Annotated in this window: 20 protein-coding genes, 1 tRNA gene and 1 pseudogene; 13 read left to right on the top strand and 9 right to left on the bottom strand. The window is 72.1% G+C overall.

Annotated elements, in window-relative coordinates:
- Positions 1-90: 90 nt before the first annotated feature.
- Together ABZ622_RS23810 and ABZ622_RS23805 are read left to right on the top strand one after the other, a co-directional pair.
- On the top strand, positions 91-1,176 hold the full coding sequence (locus ABZ622_RS23810) for an S-(hydroxymethyl)mycothiol dehydrogenase (RefSeq protein WP_360546270.1): 1,086 nt from the start codon (positions 91-93) through the stop codon (positions 1,174-1,176).
- The gene (locus ABZ622_RS23805; RefSeq protein ID WP_360546268.1) at positions 1,176-1,805 is read left to right on the top strand and encodes an MBL fold metallo-hydrolase; all 630 of its coding nucleotides are present in this window, start codon (positions 1,176-1,178) and stop codon (positions 1,803-1,805) included. The genes ABZ622_RS23810 and ABZ622_RS23805 overlap by 1 nt, the downstream gene beginning before the upstream one ends.
- Before the next feature lie 13 nt (positions 1,806-1,818).
- Here the strand turns inward: ABZ622_RS23805 and ABZ622_RS23800 are convergent, their stop codons facing one another.
- The 5 genes and pseudogenes from ABZ622_RS23800 to ABZ622_RS23780 all read right to left on the bottom strand — a co-directional run bounded on the left by ABZ622_RS23800 (position 1,819) and on the right by ABZ622_RS23780 (position 8,296).
- Positions 1,819-2,754 (bottom strand): pseudouridine synthase, encoded by a 936-nt coding sequence (locus ABZ622_RS23800; RefSeq protein WP_360546266.1) that lies wholly within the window; start codon positions 2,752-2,754, stop codon positions 1,819-1,821.
- 100 nt (positions 2,755-2,854) lie between these two features.
- Positions 2,855-4,099 carry a hypothetical protein gene (locus ABZ622_RS23795; protein ID WP_360546264.1) on the bottom strand — a complete coding sequence of 415 codons (1,245 nt, stop codon included), beginning with the start codon at positions 4,097-4,099 and terminating at the stop codon, positions 2,855-2,857.
- Positions 4,099-5,163: pseudogene (locus tag ABZ622_RS23790) on the bottom strand (hypothetical protein); the annotation flags it as partial. The gene ABZ622_RS23795 and the pseudogene ABZ622_RS23790, both read right to left, overlap by 1 nt.
- A gap of 90 nt (positions 5,164-5,253) precedes the next feature.
- A complete protein-coding gene (locus tag ABZ622_RS23785) occupies positions 5,254-8,139 on the bottom strand; it encodes a glycoside hydrolase family 2 TIM barrel-domain containing protein (protein ID WP_360546262.1) in 2,886 nt (961 codons plus the stop codon).
- A 72-nt stretch (positions 8,140-8,211) separates the two neighbouring features.
- A tRNA-Leu gene (locus ABZ622_RS23780) sits at positions 8,212-8,296 on the bottom strand.
- A 184-nt stretch (positions 8,297-8,480) separates the two neighbouring features.
- On the opposite strand from ABZ622_RS23780, the gene ABZ622_RS23775 reads away from it, so the two are divergent.
- The 3 genes from ABZ622_RS23775 to ABZ622_RS23765 all read left to right on the top strand — a co-directional run bounded on the left by ABZ622_RS23775 (position 8,481) and on the right by ABZ622_RS23765 (position 11,092).
- Entirely contained in the window at positions 8,481-9,806 is a 1,326-nt protein-coding gene (locus ABZ622_RS23775) for a M20/M25/M40 family metallo-hydrolase (RefSeq protein WP_360546260.1), read from the top strand.
- Between the two features lie 164 nt (positions 9,807-9,970).
- On the top strand, positions 9,971-10,204 hold the full coding sequence (gene chpH / locus ABZ622_RS23770) for a chaplin ChpH (RefSeq protein ID WP_342280777.1): 234 nt from the start codon (positions 9,971-9,973) through the stop codon (positions 10,202-10,204).
- 138 nt (positions 10,205-10,342) lie between these two features.
- Complete coding sequence (locus tag ABZ622_RS23765; RefSeq protein WP_360546258.1) at positions 10,343-11,092, top strand: chaplin; 750 nt, start codon at positions 10,343-10,345, stop codon at positions 11,090-11,092.
- A 67-nt stretch (positions 11,093-11,159) separates the two neighbouring features.
- Here the strand turns inward: ABZ622_RS23765 and ABZ622_RS23760 are convergent, their stop codons facing one another.
- A complete protein-coding gene (locus ABZ622_RS23760; protein ID WP_360546256.1) occupies positions 11,160-11,348 on the bottom strand; it encodes a DUF5703 family protein in 189 nt (62 codons plus the stop codon).
- Positions 11,349-11,395: 47 nt separating this feature from the next.
- On the opposite strand from ABZ622_RS23760, the gene ABZ622_RS23755 reads away from it, so the two are divergent.
- Positions 11,396-12,052 carry a hypothetical protein gene (locus ABZ622_RS23755; RefSeq protein WP_360546254.1) on the top strand — a complete coding sequence of 219 codons (657 nt, stop codon included), beginning with the start codon at positions 11,396-11,398 and terminating at the stop codon, positions 12,050-12,052.
- 64 nt (positions 12,053-12,116) lie between these two features.
- Here ABZ622_RS23755 and ABZ622_RS23750 read toward each other — a convergent pair whose 3' ends face one another.
- Both ABZ622_RS23750 and ABZ622_RS23745 read right to left on the bottom strand, forming a co-directional pair.
- A complete protein-coding gene (locus ABZ622_RS23750) occupies positions 12,117-14,471 on the bottom strand; it encodes a helix-hairpin-helix domain-containing protein (RefSeq protein ID WP_360546252.1) in 2,355 nt (784 codons plus the stop codon).
- Complete coding sequence (locus tag ABZ622_RS23745; protein ID WP_360546250.1) at positions 14,468-15,451, bottom strand: aldo/keto reductase; 984 nt, start codon at positions 15,449-15,451, stop codon at positions 14,468-14,470. The genes ABZ622_RS23750 and ABZ622_RS23745 overlap by 4 nt, the downstream gene beginning before the upstream one ends.
- Positions 15,452-15,591: 140 nt before the next feature.
- Between ABZ622_RS23745 and ABZ622_RS23740 the strand changes: the two genes are divergently transcribed.
- Both ABZ622_RS23740 and ABZ622_RS23735 read left to right on the top strand, forming a co-directional pair.
- Positions 15,592-16,641 (top strand): LLM class F420-dependent oxidoreductase, encoded by a 1,050-nt coding sequence (locus tag ABZ622_RS23740; protein ID WP_124718680.1) that lies wholly within the window; start codon positions 15,592-15,594, stop codon positions 16,639-16,641.
- A gap of 200 nt (positions 16,642-16,841) precedes the next feature.
- Complete coding sequence (locus ABZ622_RS23735; RefSeq protein WP_360546247.1) at positions 16,842-17,630, top strand: ferritin-like domain-containing protein; 789 nt, start codon at positions 16,842-16,844, stop codon at positions 17,628-17,630.
- A gap of 47 nt (positions 17,631-17,677) precedes the next feature.
- Here the strand turns inward: ABZ622_RS23735 and corA are convergent, their stop codons facing one another.
- Positions 17,678-18,673, bottom strand: a complete 996-nt coding sequence (gene corA / locus ABZ622_RS23730) for a magnesium/cobalt transporter CorA (RefSeq protein ID WP_360546245.1) — start codon at positions 18,671-18,673, stop codon at positions 17,678-17,680.
- 75 nt (positions 18,674-18,748) lie between these two features.
- On the opposite strand from corA, the gene ABZ622_RS23725 reads away from it, so the two are divergent.
- The 5 genes from ABZ622_RS23725 to ABZ622_RS23705 all read left to right on the top strand — a co-directional run bounded on the left by ABZ622_RS23725 (position 18,749) and on the right by ABZ622_RS23705 (position 25,533).
- Positions 18,749-19,444 (top strand): histidine phosphatase family protein, encoded by a 696-nt coding sequence (locus ABZ622_RS23725; RefSeq protein ID WP_360546242.1) that lies wholly within the window; start codon positions 18,749-18,751, stop codon positions 19,442-19,444.
- A 108-nt stretch (positions 19,445-19,552) separates the two neighbouring features.
- Positions 19,553-20,143 carry a DUF3090 domain-containing protein gene (locus tag ABZ622_RS23720; protein WP_124718684.1) on the top strand — a complete coding sequence of 197 codons (591 nt, stop codon included), beginning with the start codon at positions 19,553-19,555 and terminating at the stop codon, positions 20,141-20,143.
- The gene (locus ABZ622_RS23715; protein ID WP_360546240.1) at positions 20,107-20,970 is read left to right on the top strand and encodes an SCO1664 family protein; all 864 of its coding nucleotides are present in this window, start codon (positions 20,107-20,109) and stop codon (positions 20,968-20,970) included. Before ABZ622_RS23720 ends, ABZ622_RS23715 begins: the two co-directional genes overlap by 37 nt.
- 153 nt (positions 20,971-21,123) lie before the next feature.
- Entirely contained in the window at positions 21,124-22,353 is a 1,230-nt protein-coding gene (mshC, locus tag ABZ622_RS23710; protein ID WP_360546238.1) for a cysteine--1-D-myo-inosityl 2-amino-2-deoxy-alpha-D-glucopyranoside ligase, read from the top strand.
- A gap of 135 nt (positions 22,354-22,488) precedes the next feature.
- Complete coding sequence (locus ABZ622_RS23705) at positions 22,489-25,533, top strand: NPCBM/NEW2 domain-containing protein (protein ID WP_360546236.1); 3,045 nt, start codon at positions 22,489-22,491, stop codon at positions 25,531-25,533.
- Positions 25,534-25,642: the final 109 nt, after the last annotated feature.

The raw sequence follows: 25,642 nt of genomic DNA, 5'->3' as shown, positions 1-25,642 counted from the left end.
CCAACGCGGCGCGCCGCCGTGACACCCTCACTGGGCGTACGGTTGTTCGCGATCGATCTTCGCAAAAAGACGGAAACAGGAGACCACGGTATGTCGCAGCAGGTGCAAGGGGTCATCGCACCGGGGAAGAACGAGCCGGTACGGATCGAGACGATCGTGATCCCGGACCCGGGCCCCGGCGAGGCCGTGGTGAAGATCCAGGCGTGCGGCGTCTGCCACACCGATCTGCACTACAAGCAGGGCGGGATCAACGACGACTTCCCCTTCCTGCTCGGCCATGAGGCCGCGGGCGTGGTGGAGTCCGTCGGCGCGGGCGTCACGGACGTCGCCCCCGGCGACTTCGTCGTCCTCAACTGGCGTGCCGTGTGCGGCCAGTGCCGCGCGTGTCTGCGCGGCCGCCCCTGGTACTGCTTCGACACCCACAACGCGAAGCAGAAGATGACCCTGCTCGACGGCACGGAACTGTCACCGGCCCTCGGCATCGGCGCGTTCGCCGAGAAGACCCTGGTCGCCGCCGGCCAGTGCACCAAGGTCGACCCGGAGGTCTCCCCGGCCGTCGCCGGGCTGCTCGGCTGCGGCGTGATGGCGGGCATCGGCGCCGCCATCAACACCGGTCAGGTCGGCCGCGGCGACTCGGTCGCCGTGATCGGCTGCGGCGGTGTCGGTGACGCGGCGATCGCCGGAGCCCGGCTGGCCGGGGCGGCGAAGATCATCGCCGTGGACATCGACGACCGCAAGCTGGAGACGGCGAAGAAGATGGGTGCCACGCACACCGTCAACTCCCGCTCCACCGACCCGGTCGAGGCCATCCGCGCGCTCACCGGCGGCAACGGCGCCGACGTCGTCATCGAGGCGGTCGGCCGCCCCGAGACCTACAAGCAGGCTTTCTACGCCCGCGACCTCGCCGGCACCGTCGTCCTGGTCGGCGTCCCCACCCCGGAGATGCAGCTGGAGCTGCCGCTGATCGACGTCTTCGGGCGCGGCGGCTCGCTCAAGTCCTCCTGGTACGGCGACTGCCTGCCCTCGCGCGACTTCCCGATGCTGATCGACCTGCACCAGCAGGGCCGGATCGACCTCGGCGCGTTCGTCACCGAGACCATCGGCCTCGGCGACGTCGAGCAGGCCTTCGCCCGGATGCACGACGGCGACGTGCTGCGCTCGGTGGTGGTCCTCTGATGGCCGCCCGCATCGACCACCTGGTCACCTCCGGCACCTTCGCCCTCGACGGCGGGGAGTGGGACGTCGACAACAACGTCTGGATCATCGGCGACGACACCGAGGCGATCGTCATCGACGCCGCCCACGACGCCGCCGCCATCGAGGCCGCGCTGAACGGCCGTACGCTGCGCGCCATCGTCTGCACGCACGCGCACAACGACCACATCGACGCCGCCCCGGTCCTCGCCGACGCCACCGGCGCACCGGTCCTGCTGCACCCCGACGACCTGCCGCTGTGGAAGCAGACCCACCCGGACCGCCTCCCGGACGGCGAACTGGCCGACGGCCAGGAGCTGGAGATCGCCGGCACGACCCTCCAGGTCCTGCACACCCCCGGGCACGCCCCGGGCGCCGTCTGCCTGTACGCACCCGGGCTGTCCACCGTCTTCACCGGGGACACGCTCTTCCAGGGCGGACCCGGCGCCACCGGACGGTCCTTCTCCCACTTCCCGACCATTGTCGAGTCGATCCGGGACCGGCTGCTCACCCTCCCGCCGGAGACCACCGTCCGTACCGGACACGGCGACTCCACCACCATCGGCGCGGAGGCCCCGCAGCTCGACGAGTGGATCGCCCGCGGTCACTGAGAACCGCGGAGCCTCACCGGTCCGGCCACGCGGAGAGCCGCAGCCCGCTCTCGAAGCGGCGCGGCTCGCCCGTGACCGGATCGGTGAACTCCAGCACCCGGGCCAGGAGTTGGAGCGGACGCGAAAAGTCGTCCGGCGCCCCCTCCGCCTCGACCACCGGATAGAGCGGGTCATGGACGATCGGCAGCCCCAGGCCGTTCATGTGGACCCGCAGCTGATGGGTCCGCCCGGTGGCGGGCAGCAGCCGGTAACGGCCGAGCCCCTCCCGGTGCTCCAGCAGCCCGATCCGGCTCTCGCTGTTCGGCTCGCCCGGCTCCTCGCGCGCGGCCACGATCCCGCGCTCCTTCACGATCCGGCTGCGCACGGTCCGCGGGAAGGCCCGCGCGGGATCGTACGGCGCCACCGCCTCGTACTCCTTGCGCACCAGACGGTCCCGGAACATCGTCTGGTACGCGCCCCGCTCCCCGGGCCGTACGACGAACAGCACGAGGCCCGCGGTCAGCCGGTCCAGCCGGTGGGCCGGCTGGAGCGCGGGCAGCCCCAGCTCGCGGCGCAGCCGGGCCACCGCGGTCTCGGTGATGTGCCGGCCGCGCGGCGTCGTCGCCAGAAAGTGCGGCTTGTCGGCGACGACGAGATGCTCGTCGCGGTGGACGACCCCGACCGGGAACGGCACCGGCTCCTCCGGCGCGAAGTCCCGGTGGAACCAGATGTACCGGCCCGCCGCGTACGGCTCCTCGGCGGAGACCGGGCCCCGCACCGAGACGAACCGGCCCTCCGCGAACATGGCGTCCACCCGCCGCGCCCCGATCGCGTCCGCGAACCGCGCCAGCAGATGATCACGCACCGTCGGCCACGCCCCGTCCGGATCCTCCGGGAGCCGCAGCCGGACCGGGTCGATCCCGTCCCGCTGCGGCAGCGGTGCCGCCGGGGGCTTCGCGCGCCCCCTCATCGGGGAACGCCGACCACTACGGCGGTGCTCATGGTGCAGGCTCCTCGCTCCGTCGCCCCGGGGTGTGCGCACATTATCGCCGGTCACCGGGCCGGAGCCGTCACGCCCCCGGCAGCGTCACCTTCAGCGGACCGCAGCCGATGCGCTCCGCCTCGGCGGCGACATAACCCGGCAGCAGCGCGCGGGTGAGGCCGAAGTCCCCGTCGGCCACCGGTTCCAGCTGCTCCACCATGAAGACCACGGGGCCGGTCTGGCAGGACGCGCGGTAGAGCGCCCTGGTGCCGTCGAGCCTGCCGTACCCCTTGGTGCCCTTCACGGACAGACCGGCCTTGAGCGCGTCCCGGGAGAAGATCTCGGTGAGCGCCGCGTCCGTCACCGTCGTCATCCGCAGCGCGGGGGAGTAGTGGCCACCGGCCTCGCAGACCCGGGCGGGCCCGCCGTCACCGCCGACACGGGTCCGGGCCAGGTCCTTGCGGTACGCCGCGGGAAGGGCGAGGCCCTCGACGCCGCAGAAGGCATCGGCCGCCGTGTCCTGCTGCGTCACCAGGGCGGGCAGGTCACGGGGCACCCGGTAGGCGCCCGAGCAGCCGAACTCGCGAATGACCCCGTTGGTGGCCTCCACCACCGCACGGGTCAGCGCCGCCCGGTCCTCCCGGCTGTACTCCGCGGACACCTCCAGCCCGGCCTGCCCCATGGCGACGTCCACCACGGTGGGGCCGGTGAACTCGTCCCGCCCGGTACAGCTCTGCGGGAGGGCCAGCCAGGCACGCGTGGACGAGGTCATCCCGGGCAGCCCGTCGCCGAGCGCCACCAGACCGGCCGCGAGGTACTCCCGCGGCCACTCGTGCGCGTCGGTGCCCCGCAACCCGTCCAGCCGATGCACCCGCACGGTCACCTGGCGGCGGGCCATGTCGTCCTTGTAGCCGGTGATGCGGCACTGGCCGTACGAGGACTCCCGGTCCCGGGGATTGGCCTGCAGCGACTGCTCCTCGACCCCGGTCCTGCGGTCGCCGAAGAGGTCCGACACGGTCGCGTCGGTGAGCGAGTCCCAGCAGGGCGCGGGACCGACCAGCGGAAGCGTGTCCGTGCGCCAGGCCACCGCACCGGCACCGAGGAGCGCGCCGGCCAGCCCGGCGGCGGTGACGGCACGGACGGTACGGCTGCGCAGCAGACGCCGCAGCACCGGAACGCGGTCGGGGGCGGGCCCCGGCTGGGGAGATCCGTACTCCTGCTCCTGGTCCCGCGGCTCAGGAACCGCGGTCCTCTCGCCGTGCTCGTTCCCGTCCACAGCCGCTGCCCCGTTCTTCTCGGTACCGTCCGTCGCTCCGGTCTCTCCGCCGCTCACGCGCCCTCACCGGCCCCGCACCCGAGGCGCCTGCTCACGGACTCGGTGAAGTTCTCGAACACCCGCCGGTCGTCCGGCCGCCCCGAACCCTTCAGCCCGGTCCCGACGTTCCCGTAGAACACCGTCGGCCGCCCGTTGCACTCGGTGCGCACGAGCCCATGGCCGGCCCCCTCGGGCAGCCCGGTGAACAGCGCGGCCATACGCGGATCGCCGGCCATCACATACTGCGCCGCCGGCTCGTCGGGCGTCCCCGGCGCCTTCCACACCACCGAACACGTCTGGAGCCGTCCGTCGACCACACCCACCTGCTCCCGGTACCTGGAGCCCGGGCCGAACCCGAAGGTCACACCGGGTATCCGGCACAACGGGCTCCCGGCGGACTCGTCGTCCTCGGAGACCGTAACGAAGGGTGACGTCACGCGCAGCGGCTCGCCCGGAGCACAACCGGCCTTGCGCATACCGGTGTTGGCCGCGTCCAGCAGCATCCGGGCGACCTCGGGACGGCTGCCGATCGTGAACGGCATGGCCAGCCTGCCCAGATGGCCGTTGCCGGTGCTCTCGCTCCGGATGGTCACCGTGGCCGGCCGGCCGTCCACATCGCAGGCAGTGGGCAGGACCAGCATGGCCCGGTCCCCGGCGACCAGCCCGTCGAGTCCGTCCGGCAGCCGGGAGGCGGACCCGTGGAAGAACCGGCCTATCCAGGCGTGGTGTTCCTCGGCTCCGGAGGGGACCGGACCGTACTCGACGGTGACCTGCTCCTTGAACCGGAGCGGCTCGTCCGAGTCGTCGTCCGGCACCGTCGAGGTCACCGTGACCGTGCAACTGGCCCGGTGGCGGCCGGCCGAGGGCGGCGCCGACTCGGTGGCGCGCCGCTCCGAGCCGGACTTGGCGATCCCGCCGTCGCCCAGGAACGGCGCACCGCTGTTCTGCTCCCACGCCCCCCAGCAGTAGCTGTCCCGGAACGGCCGGCTGTCCGTCGCCCACAGCCCGACGCCGGAGGCGAGCACCGCCACCGCGACCGTCCCGGCCAGTATCGCCCCGCGCCGTCCGCGCCCGCCGCCCATCACATTCCCCCTGTGAAGTACCAAGATCGCGCAAAGCCCCGATGGTACGTCCTCGCCTCCGGAGCACGGGCCGGGCCCCGCCCCCGCCGCTCAGCCCAACGGCGAGAACACGAAGGAGAACTCCGCTGGCCCCGCGTCGAGCCGGTGATCGGGCAGCACCCCCGGCCCGCACGACCCCGAACCGATCCCCTGCACCGCGTGATCCAGATTCACCCAGACGCTCCGGCCGGCCCGCAACTCCGGTACGTGCCCGGCCGCATCGAGCTGCTCGCTCGTCCACCGCCGCGCGGTGAACCAGAACGGCGCACCTCCCTCGACCCGTACACCCGCTCCGCCGCCGTCCGTCAGCTCCGCCCACCGGACGTCGGCCCGCGCGCCGTTCTCCTGGGGCCGCACGTACGGCGTCTGCATGTCGTCCACGGACATCCGCCACCGGCCGAGCACCGAGGCGGCCCGGGTGTCCGGGTACGCCTCACCCGGCCCGCCGCCGAACCAGCGCGCCGCGCCGTACCGGGCGGGCAGCCCGAACCGGACGCCCAGCCGGGGCAGCGGCACCCGCCACTCACCCTCCGGCACCACGGACACCGTCAGCCCCAGCCGCTCCCCGTCGGCCGTCCACCGGTACGCGGTGCGCAGCCCCAGCCCGCCCCCGGCCGGCGCCACCCTGGTCCGTACGACCAAGGCGTCCTCGCCGGCCTCGACCGCGTCGACCCGGTGCCGCATCCGGTGCAGCCCCGACTCCCGCCACCGCGGCCCGAACTGTTCGTCCGGCTGCCACGCCGCCCCGTTGTCGTTGTCGGTGGGCGCCCGCCAGACATCCAGCCGGAACCCCTCCAACGGCACCCCGCCCAGCCGCACCGGGTCCCCGGTCACCGCGTCGAAGACCCCGGGGCCCAGGACGATCGGCCCCTCGCCGCGCTCCGGCCGCGCGCCCGTCGCGGCGGCGGGAACGACGGGCACGCCCGCCTCGGCCTGGCCCCACGCCACCACATGCCCGCGCTCGCCCCAGGCGGTGTCCCGGGCCAGCACCGCCCGTACGGTCCACACCCCGGCACCGTCCACCGGCAGCGGCACCTGAGCCGACGCACCGGGCGCGAGCTCCGGCACGGCGAGCGTGCCCGATCCGACCGGCACCCCGTCCACCTCGTGCGACCACTCGAAGTCCAGGTGCGCCGAGCTCGCGAAGTCGTACCCGTTGGCGATCCGGACCGAGCCCGGCGCCGTCCGGGGTTCGATCCGCACCGGCTCGATGACCTTCTTGTACTCGATCAGCCCGGGGGAGGGGGTGCGGTCGGGGAAGAGCAGCCCGTCGCAGACGAAGTTCCCGTCGTGCAGCTCCTCGCCGAAGTCCCCGCCATAGGCGAAGCCGTGCTCGGGGTGGGCGATGCCGTGATCGATCCACTCCCAGACGAATCCGCCCTGGCAGCGCCCGTACCGCTCGAACAGCCGCTGGTACTCGCCGAGTCCGCCCGGACCGTTGCCCATCGCATGCGCGTACTCGCACATCAGGAACGGCATCGCACGCCGTCGCGCGTCCGCCTCCGGGTCGGCCAACGGCTCCTCGGCCCGGCGGCCGATCAGCTCGACCTCGGCGTGCGTCGGGTACATCCGCGAGTACAGGTCGACGTCCCGGCAGGAGAGATCGCCCTCGTAGTGCACCAGCCGCTGTGGATCCCGCCCCCGGATCCACCCGGCCATCGCGCTCAGCCCACGCCCCGTCCCGCACTCGTTGCCGAGCGACCAGATGATCACCGAGGCGTGGTTCTTGTCGCGCTCCACCATCCGCGCGGCGCGGTTGAGCAGCGCCGGGGTCCACCGCTCGTCGTCCACCGGGTTGCCGCGCCACCCCTGCCCGGAGAAGCCGTGCGTCTCCAGGTCGCACTCGTCGATCACCCAGAGCCCCAGCTCGTCGCAGAGATCGAGAAAGGCGGGATGCGGCGGGTAGTGGCTGGTCCGCACGGCGTTGATGTTGTGCTGCTTCATCAGCACCAGGTCGTGCCGCATGGTCGCCGCGTCCACGGCCCGCCCGGTCTCCGGATGGAACTCGTGCCGGTTCACCCCGCGGAAGAGCACCCGCCGCCCGTTGACCCGGACGAGCCCGTCCTCGACCACGACGCTGCGGAACCCCACCCGCAGCCCGATCCGTTCACCGGAGGTCACCAGCTCCCCGTCGTACAGCCGGGGCGTCTCGGCCGTCCACGGCTCGACGGCGACGGTCACCGTCTCACCCGCTGCGACATCGATCCCCAGCTCGGGCACCAGGACCCGCCCCTCGGCCCCCGCGCACTCCACCCGCAAGGTCCCGGAACCGGCGCGGTGGTCGTACCCGGCGTGCACGAAGAAGTCCCGGGGCGCATCCGGCGGCCGCTCCAGCAGGGTCACGTCGCGGAAGATCCCGGGCAGCCACCACTGGTCCTGGTCCTCCAGATAGCTCCCCGACGACCACTGGTGCACCCGTACCGCCAGCACATTGCCCTCGGGCCGCAGCAGCCCGCCGACGGCGAACTCGTGCGGCAGCCGTGACCCCTTGAAGTCGCCCAGCTCCACACCGTTGAGCCAGACCCGGGCGCAGGACTCCACCCCGTCGAAACGGAGCAGTACGTCCCCGTCCCCCGACCACCCGGCGGGCAGGTCGAAGCCGCGCAGATGGTCGCCGGTCGGATTCTCGTCCGGCACCCTCGGCGGATCCACCGGGAAGGGGTACACCACATTCGTGTAGGCGGGCGCCCCACCGGCCCCCTGGAGCACCCAGTGCCCGGGAACCACGACCGTCGCCCACTCCGAGGCGTCGAACCCGGGGCGCGCGAACGACTCGTCCCGGTCGGCGGCACCCGGCGAGAGCCGGAACAGCCACTGACCGTTCAGTGACATCCGCCCGGCGTCCGATTCCGCGTACCAGGCCCGCGGCGCCGTCCCACCGGATCCGGGGGCCATGTCCTCGTACCAGGGAAGATCGGGCGTGTGCGTGCGGATCACGGAGGGACTCCTCACTCGGGGCACAACGCAAAAGCGCCGATCAGGATTGCTCCTGATCGGCGCTTTGCCTTGTGTCCGAGGGGGGACTTGAACCCCCACGCCCGATAAAGGGCACTAGCACCTCAAGCTAGCGCGTCTGCCATTCCGCCACCCGGACCGGGTGTCTGTCTCGCGGGCCCTGGCCCGTTCCGACGTGGAAAACAATAGCAAACATTCGGGGGTGCTCGATCACGCCCCGGACCGTGTGAAGGACGCATGACGACGGGTGGGTGCCCTTGGGTGTACGGGCCCGGCGCGGGAGGATGAGGGGGAGCACCACAGCGACAGTGGAAGGAAGCAGCGTGAGCGAGACCAACACGGCCCGGACCGTCTCCGGCGAGGACGAGGTCGTGGACCTCTGTCGTGAGCTGATCCGGATCGACACCAGCAACTACGGGGACCATTCGGGACCGGGGGAGCGGGGCGCGGCCGAGTACGTCGCGGAGAAGCTCGCCGAGGTCGGGCTGGAGCCGCAGATCTTCGAGTCCCACAAGGGCCGCGCCTCGACCGTGGCCCGGATCGAGGGCGAGGACCCGTCCAGGCCGGCCCTGCTCATCCACGGCCACACCGACGTGGTTCCGGCCAATGCGCACGACTGGACGCACCACCCGTTCTCGGGCGAGGTCGCGGACGGCTGCGTGTGGGGCCGCGGCGCGGTCGACATGAAGGACATGGACGCGATGACCCTCGCGGTCGTCCGTGACCGGATGCGCAGCGGCCGCAAGCCCCCGCGCGACATCGTGCTGGCCTTCGTCGCGGACGAGGAGGCGGGCGGCACGTACGGGGCGCGATACCTCGTGGACAAGCACCCCGGCCTCTTCGAGGGGGTCACCGAGGCGATCGGCGAGGTCGGCGGCTTCTCCTTCACGGTGAACGAGAAGCTGCGGCTCTACCTCGTCGAGACGGCCCAGAAGGGCATGCACTGGATGCGGCTCACCGTGGACGGCACCGCCGGCCACGGCTCGATGACCAACGACGACAACGCGATCACCGAGCTCTGCGAGGCGGTCGGGCGGCTCGGGCGGCACAAGTGGCCGGTCCGGGTGACCAAGACCGTGCGGTCCTTCCTGGACGAGCTGTCCGACGCGCTCGGCACCCCGCTCGACCCGGAGGACATGGAGGCCACGCTCGCCAAGCTGGGCGGCATCGCCAAGATGGTCGGCGCCACGCTGCGCAACTCCGCCGCCCCCACCATGCTGGGCGCCGGCTACAAGGTGAACGTCATCCCCGGCCAGGCCATCGCCCATGTCGACGGCCGGTTCCTGCCCGGCTACGAGGACGAGTTCCTGGCCGACCTGGACTGGATCCTCGGCCCGCGCGTGAAGCGCGAGGACGTGCACGGCGACAAGGCGCTGGAGACCAGCTTCGACGGCTCGCTCGTCGACGCGATGCAGGTCGCCCTGAAGGCGGAGGACCCGATCGCCCGTGCGGTGCCCTACATGCTCTCCGGCGGCACCGACGCCAAGTCCTTCGACGATCTGGGCATCCGCTGCTTCGGATTCGCCCCGCTGAAGCTGCCGCCGGAGCTCGACTTCGCGGGCATGTTCCACGGCGTGGACGAGCGCGTTCCGGTGGACGGTCTGAAGTTCGGCGTGCGTGTGCTCGACCGTTTCATCGACAACTGCTGACGCCTTGCCGGATTTCCGCCGACTTTCCGCACCAACAATCGCCAGCGTGTGCGTATTTGACCGGAACGAGTGAAAGCGTCCATATGCTCGTAGCCCGATTAGCTCTTCCTCGTTACAAGTGATGCGGTCCGCGGCTGGGACCGCATTGCCAACTAGGAGGAATAATGATCAAGAAGGTCGTCGCTGCTGCGGCTGTCACCGGTGGTCTGGTGCTCGCGGGTGCGGGCATGGCCGTCGCGGACTCCGGTGCCCAGGGTGCCGCTGTCGGCAGCCCCGGTGTGATCTCGGGCAACAACATCCAGGTGCCCATCCACGTGCCGGTGAACGTGTGCGGCAACACGATCTCCGTGATCGGGCTGCTGAACCCCGCCTTCGGCAACACCTGCGTCAACGCCTGACGTTGTGCGTCAACCCGTAAGGGTTTGAATCCGGTCGGCCCCGGAGTGCACGCCATGCACTCCGGGGCTGCTGGGTACTCCGCCCCCGCACGGTCAAGTCCGGGGGTTTTCCGGAAGGTAGAAGGCAGGAATCAACCTATGCGACAGGTCACGCGTAAAGGCCTGATCACCATGGCGGCCGCGGGCGGCGCGATCGCGCTGAGTGGCGGCTACGCGCACGCGGACGCGGGAGCGTCCGGCGGGGCGACGAATTCCCCGGGGGTGCTGTCAGGGAATTCGGTACAGATCCCGGTCCATGTGCCGGTCAACGTGTGCGGCAATTCCGTGGACGTCGTGGCACTGCTCAACCCGGCGTTCGGAAACACCTGCGGAAACGGTTCGCAGGACGACTCCCAGGGCAAGCACGTCTCCGGAAGTCACGTCTTCGGCGACCTCGCCCAGGCGAGCCGGCCCGGCAAGGGCAAGCACCGGGCACCCATCGGCGGCGGGGCGACGGCCCAGGGCGTCGCGACGGGCTCTCCGGGGGTGCTGTCCGGCAACAACATCCAGGTGCCCATCGACATCCCCGTGAATGCCTGTGGGAACAGCATCACCATCGGTGGTCTGCTCAACCCCACCTTCGGCAACGACTGCGAGAACGCTCCGGAGGCCGTCACACCGCCCCCGGTCACCCCGGTCACCCCGGTCACCCCGGTCACCCCGGTCACCGAGCACAAGCCCCCGGCGCCGGAGAAGCCGGCCGTGCCGAACGTGCCCGAGACACAGAACGTTCCGCAGCTCGCACACACCGGAGCGGGCGGGCTCGACCTGCTGATCCCGGCCGGCGCGGGCCTGCTGCTGGCGGGTGCGGGCACGGTGCTCTACCGCCGCGCCCGGGCGTCCGCGTAGCGGACCGGGACGGCGACACAAGCACCACGAAGGGAGCGGGCCCCGCGGATGCCGGGCCCGCTCCGACTCACCAGGTGGCCCGGAGCTGGCGGATGATCCGCCGCCGCAGGCGCACCCTTCGACTGCCGTCGCGACGCAGCGTCAGCCGGTCCAACTCCCAGTGACCGTACTCCGCAGGGTCGGTCAGCAGACGGGCCGTCTCCTTCCGGGACACCCCGCGCGGCACGTACACATCGACAAATTCGTATTCCGGCATCGCATCTATTGTGCGGGCAGAGCCCGTGTACGGATAGCGTCTGCACTATGTCTGATGCTGCGCAGCCCACCGCTGCCGAGGTACGCGCCGCCGCCGAGGCGGTCAAAACCGCGCTCGACCACCACCTCGCGGCCGTCGAACGCCGGACCGGGGACGACGACGTGGCCGTCTATGACGCGTTCAACGCACTGGCCGCTGCCGCCGAGTTCTACGACGAGCTGCTCTACGACCGATACGACGAGGTCACCCCTTTCGAGATCCCGGGTGCGGAGGATTCGCTGCCGCCGTACACCGGCCCCGAGGAGCCGAACGCACTCAGTGTGCTGATCCGGCGCGACTACGCGGTGGTGGAGCCGCCGAGGCTGCTCGCACAGGCCCAGCGGATCGCCGACCTCGACCAGGACGAGCGCGGCGGGAGTGCCGCGGTGGTCGGCTCCAGCGTCCACGCGGCGCTCGGCGTGCTCTTCGGGGAGTACGAACCCGACGAGATCGCTTCCCGGCACACGGAGTTCGGCCTGGAGGAGGGGGACTCCACGCTCTGGGTCACGGCCGCCGAGGAACTCCCCGAGGCGGGGGAGTGGCTCGGCGCACCCTTCGACGACGCGGATCCGCAACTGGTGGTCTGCCGCTTCGACGTCAGCGCCGTCTTCGACGAGGACGAACCGGACGAGGAACCGGCCCGCCTGGCCGCGGAAAGCTCCTGATCCACCGGCAGGACGGGCTCGACGCCGAGCCCGTCCGGTGCCGGCGTCCCTGCCGGGGGCCCGGTCAGCCGGCCGGGGTCTCCAGCAGGGCGCGCAGTCTCGTCGTGCGGTCCTGGGCCGGGGGCTGGGCGACCGCGCGAGGCAGTGCCTGATCCACCCCGTGCACCACGGACAGATGCCGCTCGCCCCGGCTGAAGGCGGTGTACACCCAGGAACGGCTCAGCCCCTGCGCGGCGTCGCCCGGCAGTACGACGACCACCGCGGGCCAGCGCATCCCGACCGCCTGATGCGCGCTGAGGGCCCAGCCGTGGCGCACGGAGGACTCCACCCGGTGCTGGGCCACGACGACCTCTGTGCCCGCGCAGTCCAGATGCAGACCTTCGGCGTCCGCCGAGACGACCACGGCGGGCTCGGCCCTGCCGGGCGCCGGGACATGGACGACGCGGTCGCCCGGGTCGAAGCCGCCGAACCGGCCGGGGCCGGGGTTGAGCCGCTGCTTCAACGCCGCGTTCAGCGCCCGGGTGCCCGCCGAGCCGCCGTGGCCGACAGTGATCACCTGGGTGTCCGACGACGGGACGCCGATGGCGCGCGGCACCGAGTCGGCCACCAGCTGCACGGTGCGGTGCACCGCCTCGCCCGCATCGCGCACGGGGACGATCACCACCTCCTTGCCGGGCGCCTCGACCTGGTTCAGCTCGCCGATGCCGATGCCGGAGACCAGCTCGCCGATCGGTCCCGGATCCGGCGTACGGGAGACGATCTGCGGGCACGCACGGGCCGCAAGCACATCCGCGAACACCCGCCCCGCCCCGGCCGATCCCAGCACGCCCGGATCGCCGCTGAGCACCAGTCGGGTGCCGTCGGCCAGGGACTCGACCAGCATCGCGGCGGTCTCCACGTCCAGCTGCGGGGCGTCCAGCACGACGAGCAGGTCGACCGCGATCGCCCTTTCCGTATCGCGCCCCGGGCCCTGCTCGCCCGAGAGCAGCCCGGCGAGGGTGACGGCCGCCCCCGGATCGCCGGTCGCCCCGGCCAGCCGGCGCCTGCCGTCGGCGCTGTGCGTGGCGCCCAGGGCCCGCAGCCCGAGGGCGCGGGCCGCGGTGATCAGGGCGGCGGGCTCGGCCCTGGCGGCCTCGCCCCCCGTGTGTGCCACGAGACCGTGGGCCGCGACCGCGCGGATCAGTTCGGCTGCGGAGGGGGAGCCCGCGGCCGAGGCCGCCTGCGTCCAGTCGGCGTCCTTCTCGCAGGCGTTGACCAGCCGGGCCAGGCCGTCCGCGAGGCTCTCCTCGGCGAGTGCGTAGCGGTCGAGGCCGAGCAGCACCTGCACCGGCTCCTGCCCGGCTTGCTCGGCGCCCGCTCCCTCGTCCCCGCCCTCTCCCTCGCCTTCGCCGGATTCCGCGGGTGCCTCGGATCCCCGGCCGTCGTGGTCCTGCTCGTCCTCCTGGCCGTCCTGGAAGACCAGGACGACTCCCTCGGCGACGGCGTGCTGCACGGCCGCCTCGGGATCGGTCACCGAACGCTCGGCCAGCGCGGCCCGTACCTCCGACGCGTCCAGCGCCGTGTGGCCCCGGAGCGCGGCCCGCTCCAGCAGCCAGCCGACCAGGGCGGCGGTCCGCCGTTCGTCGTCCGGACCGCACTCGGTACCGAGCAGGGCCCGCGCGAATCCGTCGGCCTGTTCGGGCTTGACCCCCGGCACACCCAGCAGCTGCCAGGGGTCGGCGCGCAGGGCGTCGGCCGCCTGCGCCCCGAGGGTCTCGGCCGCGGGCCCCGCCAGCACCGCCGGAGCCCCGCCCTCGGCCAGCACGGCGGCGGCCGCGGCGACGGCCTCCGGCGGGGCGCTCTGCGGCGCCCGTGCCGGTTCGGGAACGCGGGGGCGGACCGGGGCGGGCTCGGGCGCGGTCCGGCGCGGGGCGGCGGGTGCGGGGGAGTCGAAGAACGAGGTGGCGGACTGCTCGCCGCTCTCCACCGCGCGCACGGCCGCCAGCAGGTCGGCCGCCTTGCCGCTCAGCTTCCCCCCGGCGGCGATGGGGCCCTCCTTCTCGGCCTTGCGCTTCTCGATCCGCTCCCGCAGCTCACGCTGTGCCGCGAGCTCGGCCTCCGCCTCGGAGAGCGGCGCGGGGACGGCGTCGGCTCCGGCCGGAGCGTCGGATTCCGCCTCGGCCGCAGCGTCGGAGTCGGCGTCTGCCTCCGCCTCGGCACCGGAGCCTCCGGCCGCGTCGGCAGCATCGTCCGTCGCGTCGCCCGTTTCGTCGTCGGTCGTGTTGTCCGTCGCTTCAGCCCGTTCGCCGGTCCCGGGGGCGCCGCCGCCCGCCTCCGGCCCGTCCCCGGCGGACGGGGCGGGCACGGCGGCGGAGTGGGGCGCGACGTCGTCGTCGGCGGCCGGGGAGCCGGGGGTTTCCCCCCGGGGAAGCGCAGTCACAGCGTGCTCCAGTCCTGGTCGGGATAGCGGTGCACGGGCGCCGACACATCGTCGAGCGCCTGGCAGATCTCGTCAGGAAGACTAAGCGCCTCCACTGACAATGCCTCCGCGAGCTGCTGCGCGTTGCGCGCGCCGACGATCGGGGCCACCACCCCGGGCCGGTCCCGGATCCACGCGAGAGCCACCTGGAGCGGCGTTGTGGCCAGCCCGTCCGCCGCCGTCGCCACCGCGTCCACCACACGGCTCGCCGCCTCGTCGAGATACGGCTCGACGAACGGAGCGAGCAGCTCCGAGGCGCCGCGCGAGTCCGCCGGAGTGCCCGACCGGTACTTCCCGGTGAGGACGCCGCGGCCCAGCGGGGAGGAGGGCAGCAGCCCGACACCGAGATCGACGGCGGCGGGCAGCACCTCGCGTTCCACCCCCCGCTGCAACAGGGAGTACTCCATCTGGGTGCTCGCCACCCGGGTGCGCACCCCGGGCGAGGCGAGCTGCCAGGTCGCCGCCTTGGCCAGCTGCCAGCCGCAGAAGTTCGACACCCCCGCGTACCGGGCGCGCCCGCTGGACACCGCCAGATCCAGTGCCTGGAGCGTCTCGTCCAGCGGGGTCACCGGGTCGAAGGCATGGATCTGCCACAGATCCACATGGTCCGTGCCGAGCCGTTCCAGGGAGTCGTCCAGCGCCGCCAGCAGATGCCCGCGCGATCCGTCGAACCGGCGGTACGGATCGGCCACGCTGCCGGCCTTCGTCGCGACGACCAGATCGCGCCGGGGCACCAGGCCGTCGAGGAGCTGCCCGAGGAGATACTCGGCCTCCCCACCGCCGTACACATCGGCCGTGTCGACCAGCGTGCCGCCCGCCTCCCAGAAGGCTTTCAGCTGTTCCGCAGCGTCGTGCTCATCGGTGTCCCGGCCCCAGGTGAGGGTGCCGAGCCCGATCCGGGACACTCGAAGGCCGGTGCGGCCGAGATGCCTCTGCTCCATGGGCGCTGAGATTACTGGCCGGAACCCCACTCGGCGGAAGCCTGTGGACAACCCGGCGTCAAGTCGCCCCTGCCGGATCGCGCCGCCGCGCGCTAGAGTCCGGAACTCAGGGACGTTACTGATCGGTAAGGGGAGCGGCTATGCGGCTCGGCATCAATCTCGGTTACTGGGGTGCGGGAATGGACGGCGACAATCTCGCCGTCGCCCAGGAGGCCGACCGGCTGGGATACGACGTCTGCTGGGCGGCCGAGGCGTACGGCTCCGACGCACCGACCGTGCTCTCCTGGGTCGCTGCCCGGACCGAGTCCATCGACGTCGGCTCCGCGATCATGCAGATCCCGGCCCGCCAGCCGGCCATGACGGCGATGACCGCCGCCACTCTCGACTCGCTCTCCGGCGGCCGGTTCCGGCTCGGCCTCGGCGTGTCGGGGCCGCAGGTCTCCGAGGGCTGGTACGGCGTCAAGTTCGACAAGCCGCTGGCCCGCACCCGGGAGTACGTCGAGATCGTCCGGCGGGCGATGTCCCGCGAGCGGCTCTCGTACGAGGGTGAGCACTGGACGCTGCCGCTGCCGGACGGTCCGGGCAAGCCCATCAAGCTGACCGTGCACCCGCAGCGCGAGCACATCCCGCTCTACATCGCGGCGATCGGCCCTAAGAACCTGGAGCAGACCGGCGAGATCGCCGACGGCGCGCTGCTGATCTTCCCCTCCGCCGAGCACCTTGAGGACACCGCAGTGAAGTACCTGCGGGCGGGCCGGGAGAAGGCGGGCCTGACCATGGAGGGCTTCGACGTCTGCCCGACCCTGCCGCTCGCCGTCGGCGACGATGTCAACGGCCTCGCGGACATGTTCCGTCCGTACACCGCCCTGTACGTGGGCGGCATGGGCAGCCGGAAGCAGAACTTCTACAACCAGCTCGCACAGCGCATGGGCTACGAGAAGGAAGCCGCCGAGATCCAGGACAAGTACTTGTCCGGCGACAAGAGCGGTGCCGCCGCCGCCGTACCGCACCAGCTGATCGACCAGACCACGCTGCTCGGCCCGGTCGAGCGGATCGCCGAGCGGATGCAGGCCTACGCCGCGGCCGGTGTCACGACACTGACCCTCGCCCCGGCCGGGTTCACGCTGGAGGAGCGGCTCACGGCGCTGCGGGCCGGTACGGACGCGCTGGAGCGCTCCGGGCTCGCGTAAAGCCCCGGACAGCAGCACTACGGCCGTGGTGGGGGCTCGGGGCCTCCCCGCCACGGCCGTTACGCGTATCAACGCGCGCACGGTCGGGCGGTTACGCCGGCCCGCGCCCCATCCGGCGTAGCCGGGGCTCGTTCCTGTTGCCCGCCCGGGTGTGCCGCACTTGACTGTCGCTCGGTGGATGCGGCACGGAGGTGGCAGACATGCTCTCGGCAAGGAACCTGTTCCAGGAGATTCTCGACGACGACGAGTCGTTCCGGCTGTTCTGTTCCATCGCGGCCGGCGGGGAGTCCCAGGGCGGCTGGGAGAACGGCCGGATCGCCGCCCTGGTACCGGAGAGCCAGCGCGCCCTGGCGCCCAAGATCGCCCGGCACGGCGCCGACGAGGACAAGCACGGCCGGATCTTCAACGCGCTGCTGAGGAAGCGCGGACTCCGGCCGGCGGAGGTCCCGCACGAGACCGACTACACGATGCTGCTGGAGAAGCACGGCATCGGCCTCGCCCATGAACAGCTGCGGGGCGAGGAGCGGCTCTCCGAGCGCGACATCATCACCTACCTCGCCCACAGCCGGGTCACCGAGCAGCGCGCCTCCGAGCAGATGGCCCTGCTCCGCAGGCACTTCGCCGACCACCCCGACCTCGGCCGCGCCGTGAAGATGATCTCGAACGACGAGGACAACCACCTGGCGTACTGCCACGAGGAACTGCTCCGCCTCGCCCGGGCCGGACACGGCCGCACCATCCAGCGCACCCTGCGCGAGTGCGCGCTCGCCGAGATCCGGGTGTACCGCGACGTCAGCCTCGCCGTGATGGACCACATGGGCCGCATCCTGGCCTGGCCCCGTGCCAGATCGGCGGTGCTGGCCGCCGGGATCCACGCCGTCTACGCGTACGAACGGCTCGTGGGCTGGCGGCGGATGGTGAGCCTGGAACAGCCCGAGCGGCGCGACGCGCTGGGCGGCCCGGCGGCACCCGAGCCCGGGTTCGCCTGAACCGGGGGCGGGCCGGTTGCGGACCGGGTGCGGTGACCGCCCGTCCGTCAGAGCCAGCCGCGGCGCTTGAACTGCCGGTGCAGCGCGAAGACCACCGCGGCCATCAGCGCGATCACCGCCGGATAGGCCCACACCCAGCGGAGCTCGGGCATGTGGTCGAAGTTCATGCCGTAGATCCCCGCGACCATGGTCGGTACGGCGGCCATCGCCGCCCAGGCCGAGATCTTGCGCATGTCGTCGTTCTGCCGCACGCCCACCTGGGCCAGATGGGCCGAGAGGATGTCGGAGAGCAGCCGGTCCAGCCCCTCCACGTACTCGTTGGCGCGCGTCAGGTGGTCGCTGACGTCGCGGAAGAACGGCTGCGAGTGCTCGTGGACGAACGGCACGCCCGCGCCCGCCAGCCGGGCCATGGGGGCGCTCAGCGGCCCGGTGGCCCGGCGGAACTCCAGGATCTGCCGCTTGAAGGTGTAGATGCGGGCCGCGGTGCTCTTGGTGTCGGCGCCGCCGACCGGCGCGAACACCTCGGTCTCCAGCTCCTCCAGGTCGACCTGGAGCTCGCCCGCGACCTCTATGTAGTGGTCGACGACGGCGTCGCTGATCGCGTACAGCACCGCGGTCGGCCCGTGCCTGAGCACCTCCGGCTCGGCCTCCAGCCGGCGGCGTACCGCGGCGAGCGGCGCGCCCTCCCCGTGCCGGACCGTCACGACGAACGAATCGCCTATGAAGGCCATGAGCTCGTCGGTGGTGACCGTGTCGCTGCTCTGCTCGTACACCACCGGCTTGATGACCGCGAAGAGCGAGTCGTCGTACACCTCCAGCTTGGGCCGCTGGTGGGCGCTCAGGGCGTCCTCCACGGCCAGCGGGTGCAGCCCGAACTCGCTGCTGACGAGGTCGAACTCCTTCTCCGTCGGCTCGTGCAGCCCGATCCAGAGAAAGGCGTCCCCGGTGGCCCGCGCCTCGTCGAGGGCATCGGAGAAGTCGGCGGGGCCGTCGGTGCGGCGCCCGTCCCGGTAAATGGCACAGTCCACGATCACGGCGCGCATTCTTCCCTGCCGCGCTTCCCGGCGCACCTCATCGGCGGCGGCAGGATCCGAACGAAAGGCCCTACGCTGGCCCGTATGCCCACCCTGATCCTCGTACGCCACGGACGCTCCACCGCCAACACCGCCGGGGTGCTCGCGGGATGCACCCCCGGGGTCGCGCTCGACGAGCGCGGCGCGGAGCAGGCCGCCGCCCTGCCCGGCCGGCTCGCCGGGCTGCCGCTGGCCGCCGCCGTCAGCAGCCCGCTCCAGCGCTGCCGGGAGACCCTGCGGCCGCTGCTCGCCGCCCGGCCGGAGCTGGAACTGCACACCGAGGACCGGATCAGCGAGTGCGACTACGGCGACTGGTCGGGGCGCAAGCTCGCGGAGCTCGCCGACGAACCGCTGATGGGCGTCGTGCAGCAGCATCCGTCGGCCGCGGCGTTCCCCGGCGGTGAGTCGATGCGCGGCATGCAGGCGCGCGCGGTCGACGCGGTACGGGACTGGAACGCCCGGATCGAGGCCGCGCACGGCGACGACGCCCTGTACGTGATGTGCTCGCACGGCGACATCATCAAGGCCCTGGTCGCCGACGCGCTCGGCATGCACCTCGACCTCTTCCAGCGGATCCAGGCCGACCCCTGTTCGGTCACCGCGATCCGCTACACCAGGCTGCGGCCCTTCCTGCTGCGGCTGGGCGACACCGGTGACCTCGCCACGCTGGCACCGCGCGAGCACCCGCGCCCGGCGGCGGACTCGGACGCGGCGGTCGGGGGCGGCGCTGGGGCGCCGTGATCGCTTCGCGCAGTAGGGTGGACGCTCCGTAGGCCCCGGGGCCCGGGGAACAAATCTCCCGGGCCGGGGCCACCCCTCATCCACCGTCGAATTCAAGGGAGACAGGACGTGTCCCGTCAGGTGTTCCTCTACGACCCCCCGGACCGTTTCGTGGCCGGTACGGTCGGGTTGCCTGGACGCCGTACGTTCTTCCTGCAGGCATCCTCAGGCGGACGTGTCACCAGCGTGGCCCTGGAGAAGACCCAGGTCGCCGCGCTCGCCGAGCGGATCGACGAACTGCTCGACGAGGTGGTGCGGCGGACCGGCGGAAACTCCCCGGTGCCCGCCGTCGCGCCGATGGACGTCACCGACACCGCGCCCCTGGACGTCCCCGTCGAGGAGGAGTTCCGGGTCGGCACGATGGCGCTCGCCTGGGACGGCGAGGAACAGCGCATGATCGTCGAGGCGCAGGCACTGGTCGAGCTGGACGTGGAATCCGACGAGGACCTCGCCGAGGCCGAGGAACGGCTGCTCCAGGACGAGGAGAACGGCCCGCCGATGCTCCGGGTCCGCCTCAGCGGCGCGCAGGCCAGGGCCTTCGCCAAGCGCGCCCTGGACGTGGTGAACGCCGGCCGTCCGCCGTGCCCGCTGTGCAGCCTGCCGCTCGACCCGGAAGGACACGTATGCCCGCGCCAGAACGGATACCGTCGCGGAGCCTGACCGGCACCGAGCTGGTCGGCCTGCTCACCGAGGGCGAGCTCACCGTTCTCGGACAGATCCGCGGCGCGTCCAACGCGGTGCTCTACTGCACCGTCGCGCGCGACGGCGAGGAGGCCACCTGCGTCTACAAGCCGGTGGCGGGCGAACAGCCGCTGTGGGACTTCCCGGACGGCACGCTCGCCGGGCGCGAGGTGGCCGCGTACGAGATCTCCGAGGCGATGGGCTGGGGCCTGGTGCCGCCCACCGTCCTGCGGGACGGCCCGTACGGCGAGGGCATGTGCCAGCTGTGGATCGACGCGGCCTCCCATGACGACGGGGACGGCGAGGACGGCGAGGCGGGCGAGCCGCCGCTGCTCGCGCTCGTCGAGGACGAGGAGCCCGGCGAGGGCTGGAAGGCCGTGGCCCGGGCCGAGGTCGGCGAGGGCCGGACGGCCCTGCTGGTCCACGCGGACGATGCCCGGCTGCGACGGCTGGCCGTCCTCGACGCCGTGATCAACAACGGCGACCGCAAGGGCGGCCATCTGCTGCCCGCCCCCGGCGGCCGGCTCTACGGCATCGACCACGGTGTGACATTCAACGCCGACGACAAGCTGCGCACGCTGCTCTGGGGCTGGGCGGGGGAGCCGCTGACGGCCGAGGCCGCCGAGGCCGTCGAACGGCTGGGGGCACAACTCGCGCCGGACACCCCGCTCGTCACCCGGCTGGGTGAGCTGATCACCGAGGCCGAGATCGAGGCGTTGCGGGGCCGTGTGGCGGGGCTGAGGGCGACCGGACGGCACCCGGAGCCGAGCGGTGAGTGGCCCTCGATCCCCTGGCCGCCGGTCTGAGCCGAGCGGGGGAGGAACGGGGCGTGGGGGCGCGGGCGGGGTGCCGGGACCGCGTCCCGAAGCAGATGGAGCGCCCCGGCGCAAGAGCGCCTCTTCGGTCAAGATCCGGCATCCGGTTCGTATCCGGAACATGCATCCGGTTACGCTCGTGGCATGCATGCCTGGCCCGCTTCTGAGGTCCCCGCCCTGCCTGGCAAGGGCCGCGACCTTCGGATCCACGACACCGCGACCGGCGGACGGATCACCCTTGACCCCGGTCCCGTCGCCCGCATCTACGTCTGCGGCATCACGCCGTACGACGCGACCCACATGGGTCATGCGGCGACCTACAACGCGTTCGACCTCGTTCAGCGCGTGTGGCTCGACACCAAGCGGCAGGTTCACTATGTCCAGAACGTGACCGACGTGGACGACCCGCTCCTGGAGCGGGCCGTGCGCGACGGCCAGGACTGGACCGAGCTCGCCGAGCGCGAGACGGCCCTGTTCCGCGAGGACATGACTGCCCTGCGCATGCTTCCGCCGAAGCACTACATCGGTGCCGTGGAGGCGATACCCGGCATCGTCCCGCTGGTGGAACGGCTCCGCGACGCCGGTGCCGCCTACGAGCTCGACGGCGACGTGTACTTCTCCGTCGAGACCGACCCGCACTTCGGCGAGGTGTCCAACCTCGATGCCGAGGCGATGCGGCTGCTCTCCGCCGAGCGCGGCGGCGACCCGGAGCGCCCCGGCAAGAAGAACCCGCTCGACCCGATGCTGTGGATGGCCGCCCGCGAGGGCGAGCCGAGCTGGGACGGCGGCTCGCTCGGCCCCGGCCGGCCCGGCTGGCACATCGAGTGCGTCGCCATCGCCCTCGACCACCTCGGCATGGGCTTCGACGTCCAGGGCGGCGGGTCCGACCTCGCCTTCCCGCACCACGAGATGGGCGCCTCGCACGCCCAGGTGCTGACCGGGGAACACCCCTTCGCCCAGGCCTATGTGCACGCCGGAATGGTCGGCCTGGACGGCGAGAAGATGTCCAAGTCCAGGGGCAACCTGGTCTTCGTCTCGCGGCTGCGACGCGACGGGGTGGACCCGGCGGCGATCCGGCTGGCGCTGCTCTCGCACCACTACCGGTCCGACTGGGAGTGGACGGACCAGGTGCTCGCCGACGCGGTGGAGCGGCTCGCCCGCTGGCGGGCCGCCGTCTCCAGGCCCGACGGACTGTCCGCCGAGGCGTTGGTCGAGGAGGTCCGCGAGGCCCTCGCCGACGACCTGGACGCGCCGGCCGCGCTGGCCGCCGTGGACCGCTGGGCCGAGCGGCAGATCGCCGACGGCGGTACGGACGAGGGTGCGCCCGGCCTCGTCTCGCGCACCGTCGACGCGCTGCTGGGCGTCGCCCTGTAGCGCCGTAGCAGGGTGGCAACCCGCTGACAACCACCGGACGTTCCGGACGAACCGGCCTTGGACTTCTCGACGAAGTTCAGGGCCGGTTCCGTTTTGTCCATGGTCAAGTGCTCGATGCTGCGCTAAAAGCGCTCTATGCAATCATCAACGCGCATCAGAACGGCGGCAGTTGCAGCCTTGCTGGGGCTGCTCGCCGTCCTCTCGGGCCCCGGCGCGGCCCCGGCCGGCGCCGCCGAGCCGGACACCACGGTCGGCGACCTCACCGGGTTCTCCGCCGACGGATCCGTCTACCACCTGAAGGCCGGGACCGCCGAGGCCCGGGTCAGCTTCGTCTCCGACGAGACCTTCCGTATCGAACTCGCCCCTGACGGCACGTTCTCCGACCCGACGGGCGACGACATCGTGCTGCCGCAGGGCACCCCGCCGCACACCCGGTGGAAGGAGCGTGCCGACCGCTACGAACTCTCCACCGGCCGCGTCACCCTGCGCGCCTACAAGTCGCCCCTGAGGTTCGCCCTGTACCGGGCGGACGGCCGCCAGGTCTGGTCCGAGGCCCAGGGGCTGAGCTGGAACGGCGAGAAGACCACCCAGACGCTGGCCCGCGGCGCGGACGAGCAGTTCTACGGCGCCGGCATGCAGAACGGCCGGGGCAACACCTCGCACCGCGACAAGACCGTCGAGGTCGGCGTCGACTACAACTGGGACGACGGCGGCCACCCCAACTCGGTGCCGTTCTACCTCTCCTCGGCCGGCTACGGCGTCTTCCGCAACACCTACGCGCCGAACACCTACGCCTTCACCGACCCGGTGACCACCAGCGCGAAGGAGCAGCGCTTCGACGCCTACTACTTCGCGGGCGACAGCGCCAAGGACGTCATCGGGCAGTACACGAAGCTCACCGGCAAGCCCTTCCTGCCGCCGGTGTACGGGATGGAGATCGGTGACGCCGACTGCTACCTCCACAACGCCAACCGCGGTGAGCGCCACACCCTGGACGCCCTGAAGGTCGCCGACGGCTACGTCGAGAACGACATGCCGAACGGCTGGATGCTCGTCAACGACGGCTACGGCTGCGGCCACGAGGACCTCGCCGAGACCGCGAAGGGCCTCCAGGACCGCGACATGCAGCTCGGCCTGTGGACCGAGGACGGCATCGACAAGATCGCCGACCAGGTCAAGGCCGGCCAGCGGGTCGCCAAGCTGGACGTCGCCTGGGTCGGCGCCGGCTACAAGTTCGCCCTGGACGGCTGCAAGGACGCCTACCAGGGTATCGAGGACAACAGCGACGCCCGCGGCTTCACCTACGCCCCCGAGAGCTGGTCCGGCGCCCAGCGCTGCGGTGTGCAGTGGTCCGGCGACCAGTACGGCACCTGGGACTACATCCGCTGGCAGATCCCGACCTACGCGGGCGCCACGATGTCCGGTCTCGCCTACACCACCGGCGATGTGGACGGCATCTTCGGCGGCAGCGCCAAGACCTACACCCGTGACCTCCAGTGGAAGATGTTCCTGGGGACCACGATGACGATGGACGGCTGGGCGGCCAGCGACAAGCAGCCCTTCCGGTACGGGGAGCCGTACACCACCATCAACCGCGACTACCTCAAGCTCAAGGAGTCGCTGCTGCCCTACCAGTACTCCTACGCGCACGAGGCGACGAAGACCGGCGTCGGCATGGTCCGCCCGCTCGTCCTCGAATACCCGGACGACCCGAAGGCGGCGACCGACGCGGCGAAGTACGAATTCATGTCCGGCGAGGACTTCCTCGTCGCCCCGGTCTACCAGGACAGCACCGGACGCGACGGCATCTACCTGCCGAAGGGCACCTGGACCGACTACTGGAGCGGGCGGACCTACGAGGGACCGGTCACCGTCGACGACTACAGCGCCCCGCTCGACACCCTGCCGCTGTTCGTCAGGGGCGGTGCCAGTGTGCCGATGTGGCCGGGCATCCGCTCGTACAAGGACCGCACTGCCGGCTCCCCGCTCGCCTGGGACATCTACCCGCAGGGCAAGTCGTCCTTCACGCTGTACGAGGACGACGGCGTCACCCGGCAGCACCGCGACGGCAAGTACGCCACCCAGCGGGCCGACGTGGACGCACCCGTCCGGGGCGCGGGCGACGTGACGGTGCGGATCGGCGCGAGCAAGGGGAAGTTCACCGGCAAGCAGGGCAGGCGCCCGTACGAGTTCAGCGTGCACACCGGCTCCGCGCCGAGCGCGGTCGAGCTCGGCGGGAAGCTGCCCCGGCTGGACTCCGCCGCCGCGTACCAGGCCGCGAAGCAGGGCTGGTGGTACGACCGGGACGACCGCGGCGGTGTCGTGAAGATCAAGACCGCGCCGCTCTCCACCGCCAAGGCGTTCTCCGTGAAGCTGAAGCACACCAGCGCGGTCGGCGGACGGACCGCCGAGGCGAACGCCGCGGTCTCCGCACCGGCCGGGCAGGAAGTGGGCGCCGGGGCCGAGGGCGCCGTCACCGTCGACGTCACCGCGGGCAGCTCCGATGTGACCGGCGCCGAGGTCGGCCTGGACGTCCCCGAGGGCTGGCGGGTCGCCCGGCCCGCGAAGGTGGACCGGATCCCGGCGGGCACCACCCGGCGGGTCGAGGTCTCCGTCACCCCCGCGAAGGACGCCGTGGCGGGGGAGGCGCGGATCACCGCCCTCGTCCGCTACCGGTCGGCCGGTGAGCCCCGCACCGCCACCCAGCGGTTCGCCGCCGCGGTGATGCCGCCGCCGCCCACCGGCGAGGCCTGGGCGAGTGATCTGGTCTGGCTGAGGTCCACCAACGGCTACGGACCGGCCGAACGCGACCGCAGCAACGGCGAGTCGGGCGCGGCCGACGGCAAGCCGCTGACCCTCGCCGGGAAGACGTACGAGAAGGGGATCGGCACCCACGCCGACTCCGACATCGAGGTCTACCTCGGCGGGCGGTGCACCGCGTTCACCGCCGACGCGGGGATCGACGACGAGATCAACGGCTACGGCGAAGTGGCCTTCTCCGTCGAGGCGGACGGCAAGGTGCTGTGGACCTCCCCGAAGGTGACCGGGGCCTCGGCGGCCGTACCGGTCGACGTGAAGCTCGACGGCGCGCGCCATGTGCACCTGAAGGTCACGGACACCAACGGTTCCAAGACCGGTGACCACGGGGACTGGGCCGCGGCCCGGTTCACCTGTTCCTGAATGTCCCGGACAGCACGGGAGCGCCGGGCGGGTACGTACCCGCCCCCGCGGCCCCCCCGGCCCGCACAGCCCCCCGGCCGTCAACCACCCAAACCCCCGGCCCGCCCGC

Origin of the sequence: Streptomyces sp. NPDC007164 (assembly GCF_040634135.1) — a bacterium.
Taxonomy (GTDB): domain Bacteria; phylum Actinomycetota; class Actinomycetes; order Streptomycetales; family Streptomycetaceae; genus Streptomyces; species Streptomyces sanglieri.
The sequence above is the reverse complement of the archived record's forward strand: the minus strand, read 5'-3'. Positions and strand labels throughout refer to the sequence as shown.

Bases quoted from the DNA above. Each gene is read 5' to 3' on its own strand.
- ABZ622_RS23810 (WP_360546270.1), top strand. From the start codon at position 91: ATGTCGCAGCAGGTGCAAGGGGTCATCGCACCGGGGAAGAACGAGCCG.
- ABZ622_RS23805 (WP_360546268.1), top strand. From the start codon at position 1,176: ATGGCCGCCCGCATCGACCACCTGGTCACCTCCGGCACCTTCGCCCTC.
- ABZ622_RS23800 (WP_360546266.1), bottom strand. From the start codon at position 2,754: ATGAGGGGGCGCGCGAAGCCCCCGGCGGCACCGCTGCCGCAGCGGGAC.
- chpH (WP_342280777.1), top strand. From the start codon at position 9,971: ATGATCAAGAAGGTCGTCGCTGCTGCGGCTGTCACCGGTGGTCTGGTG.
- ABZ622_RS23765 (WP_360546258.1), top strand. From the start codon at position 10,343: ATGCGACAGGTCACGCGTAAAGGCCTGATCACCATGGCGGCCGCGGGC.
- ABZ622_RS23760 (WP_360546256.1), bottom strand. From the start codon at position 11,348: ATGCCGGAATACGAATTTGTCGATGTGTACGTGCCGCGCGGGGTGTCC.
- ABZ622_RS23755 (WP_360546254.1), top strand. From the start codon at position 11,396: ATGTCTGATGCTGCGCAGCCCACCGCTGCCGAGGTACGCGCCGCCGCC.
- ABZ622_RS23745 (WP_360546250.1), bottom strand. From the start codon at position 15,451: ATGGAGCAGAGGCATCTCGGCCGCACCGGCCTTCGAGTGTCCCGGATC.
- ABZ622_RS23740 (WP_124718680.1), top strand. From the start codon at position 15,592: ATGCGGCTCGGCATCAATCTCGGTTACTGGGGTGCGGGAATGGACGGC.
- ABZ622_RS23735 (WP_360546247.1), top strand. From the start codon at position 16,842: ATGCTCTCGGCAAGGAACCTGTTCCAGGAGATTCTCGACGACGACGAG.
- corA (WP_360546245.1), bottom strand. From the start codon at position 18,673: ATGCGCGCCGTGATCGTGGACTGTGCCATTTACCGGGACGGGCGCCGC.
- ABZ622_RS23725 (WP_360546242.1), top strand. From the start codon at position 18,749: ATGCCCACCCTGATCCTCGTACGCCACGGACGCTCCACCGCCAACACC.
- ABZ622_RS23715 (WP_360546240.1), top strand. From the start codon at position 20,107: ATGCCCGCGCCAGAACGGATACCGTCGCGGAGCCTGACCGGCACCGAG.
- mshC (WP_360546238.1), top strand. From the start codon at position 21,124: ATGCATGCCTGGCCCGCTTCTGAGGTCCCCGCCCTGCCTGGCAAGGGC.
- ABZ622_RS23705 (WP_360546236.1), top strand. From the start codon at position 22,489: ATGCAATCATCAACGCGCATCAGAACGGCGGCAGTTGCAGCCTTGCTG.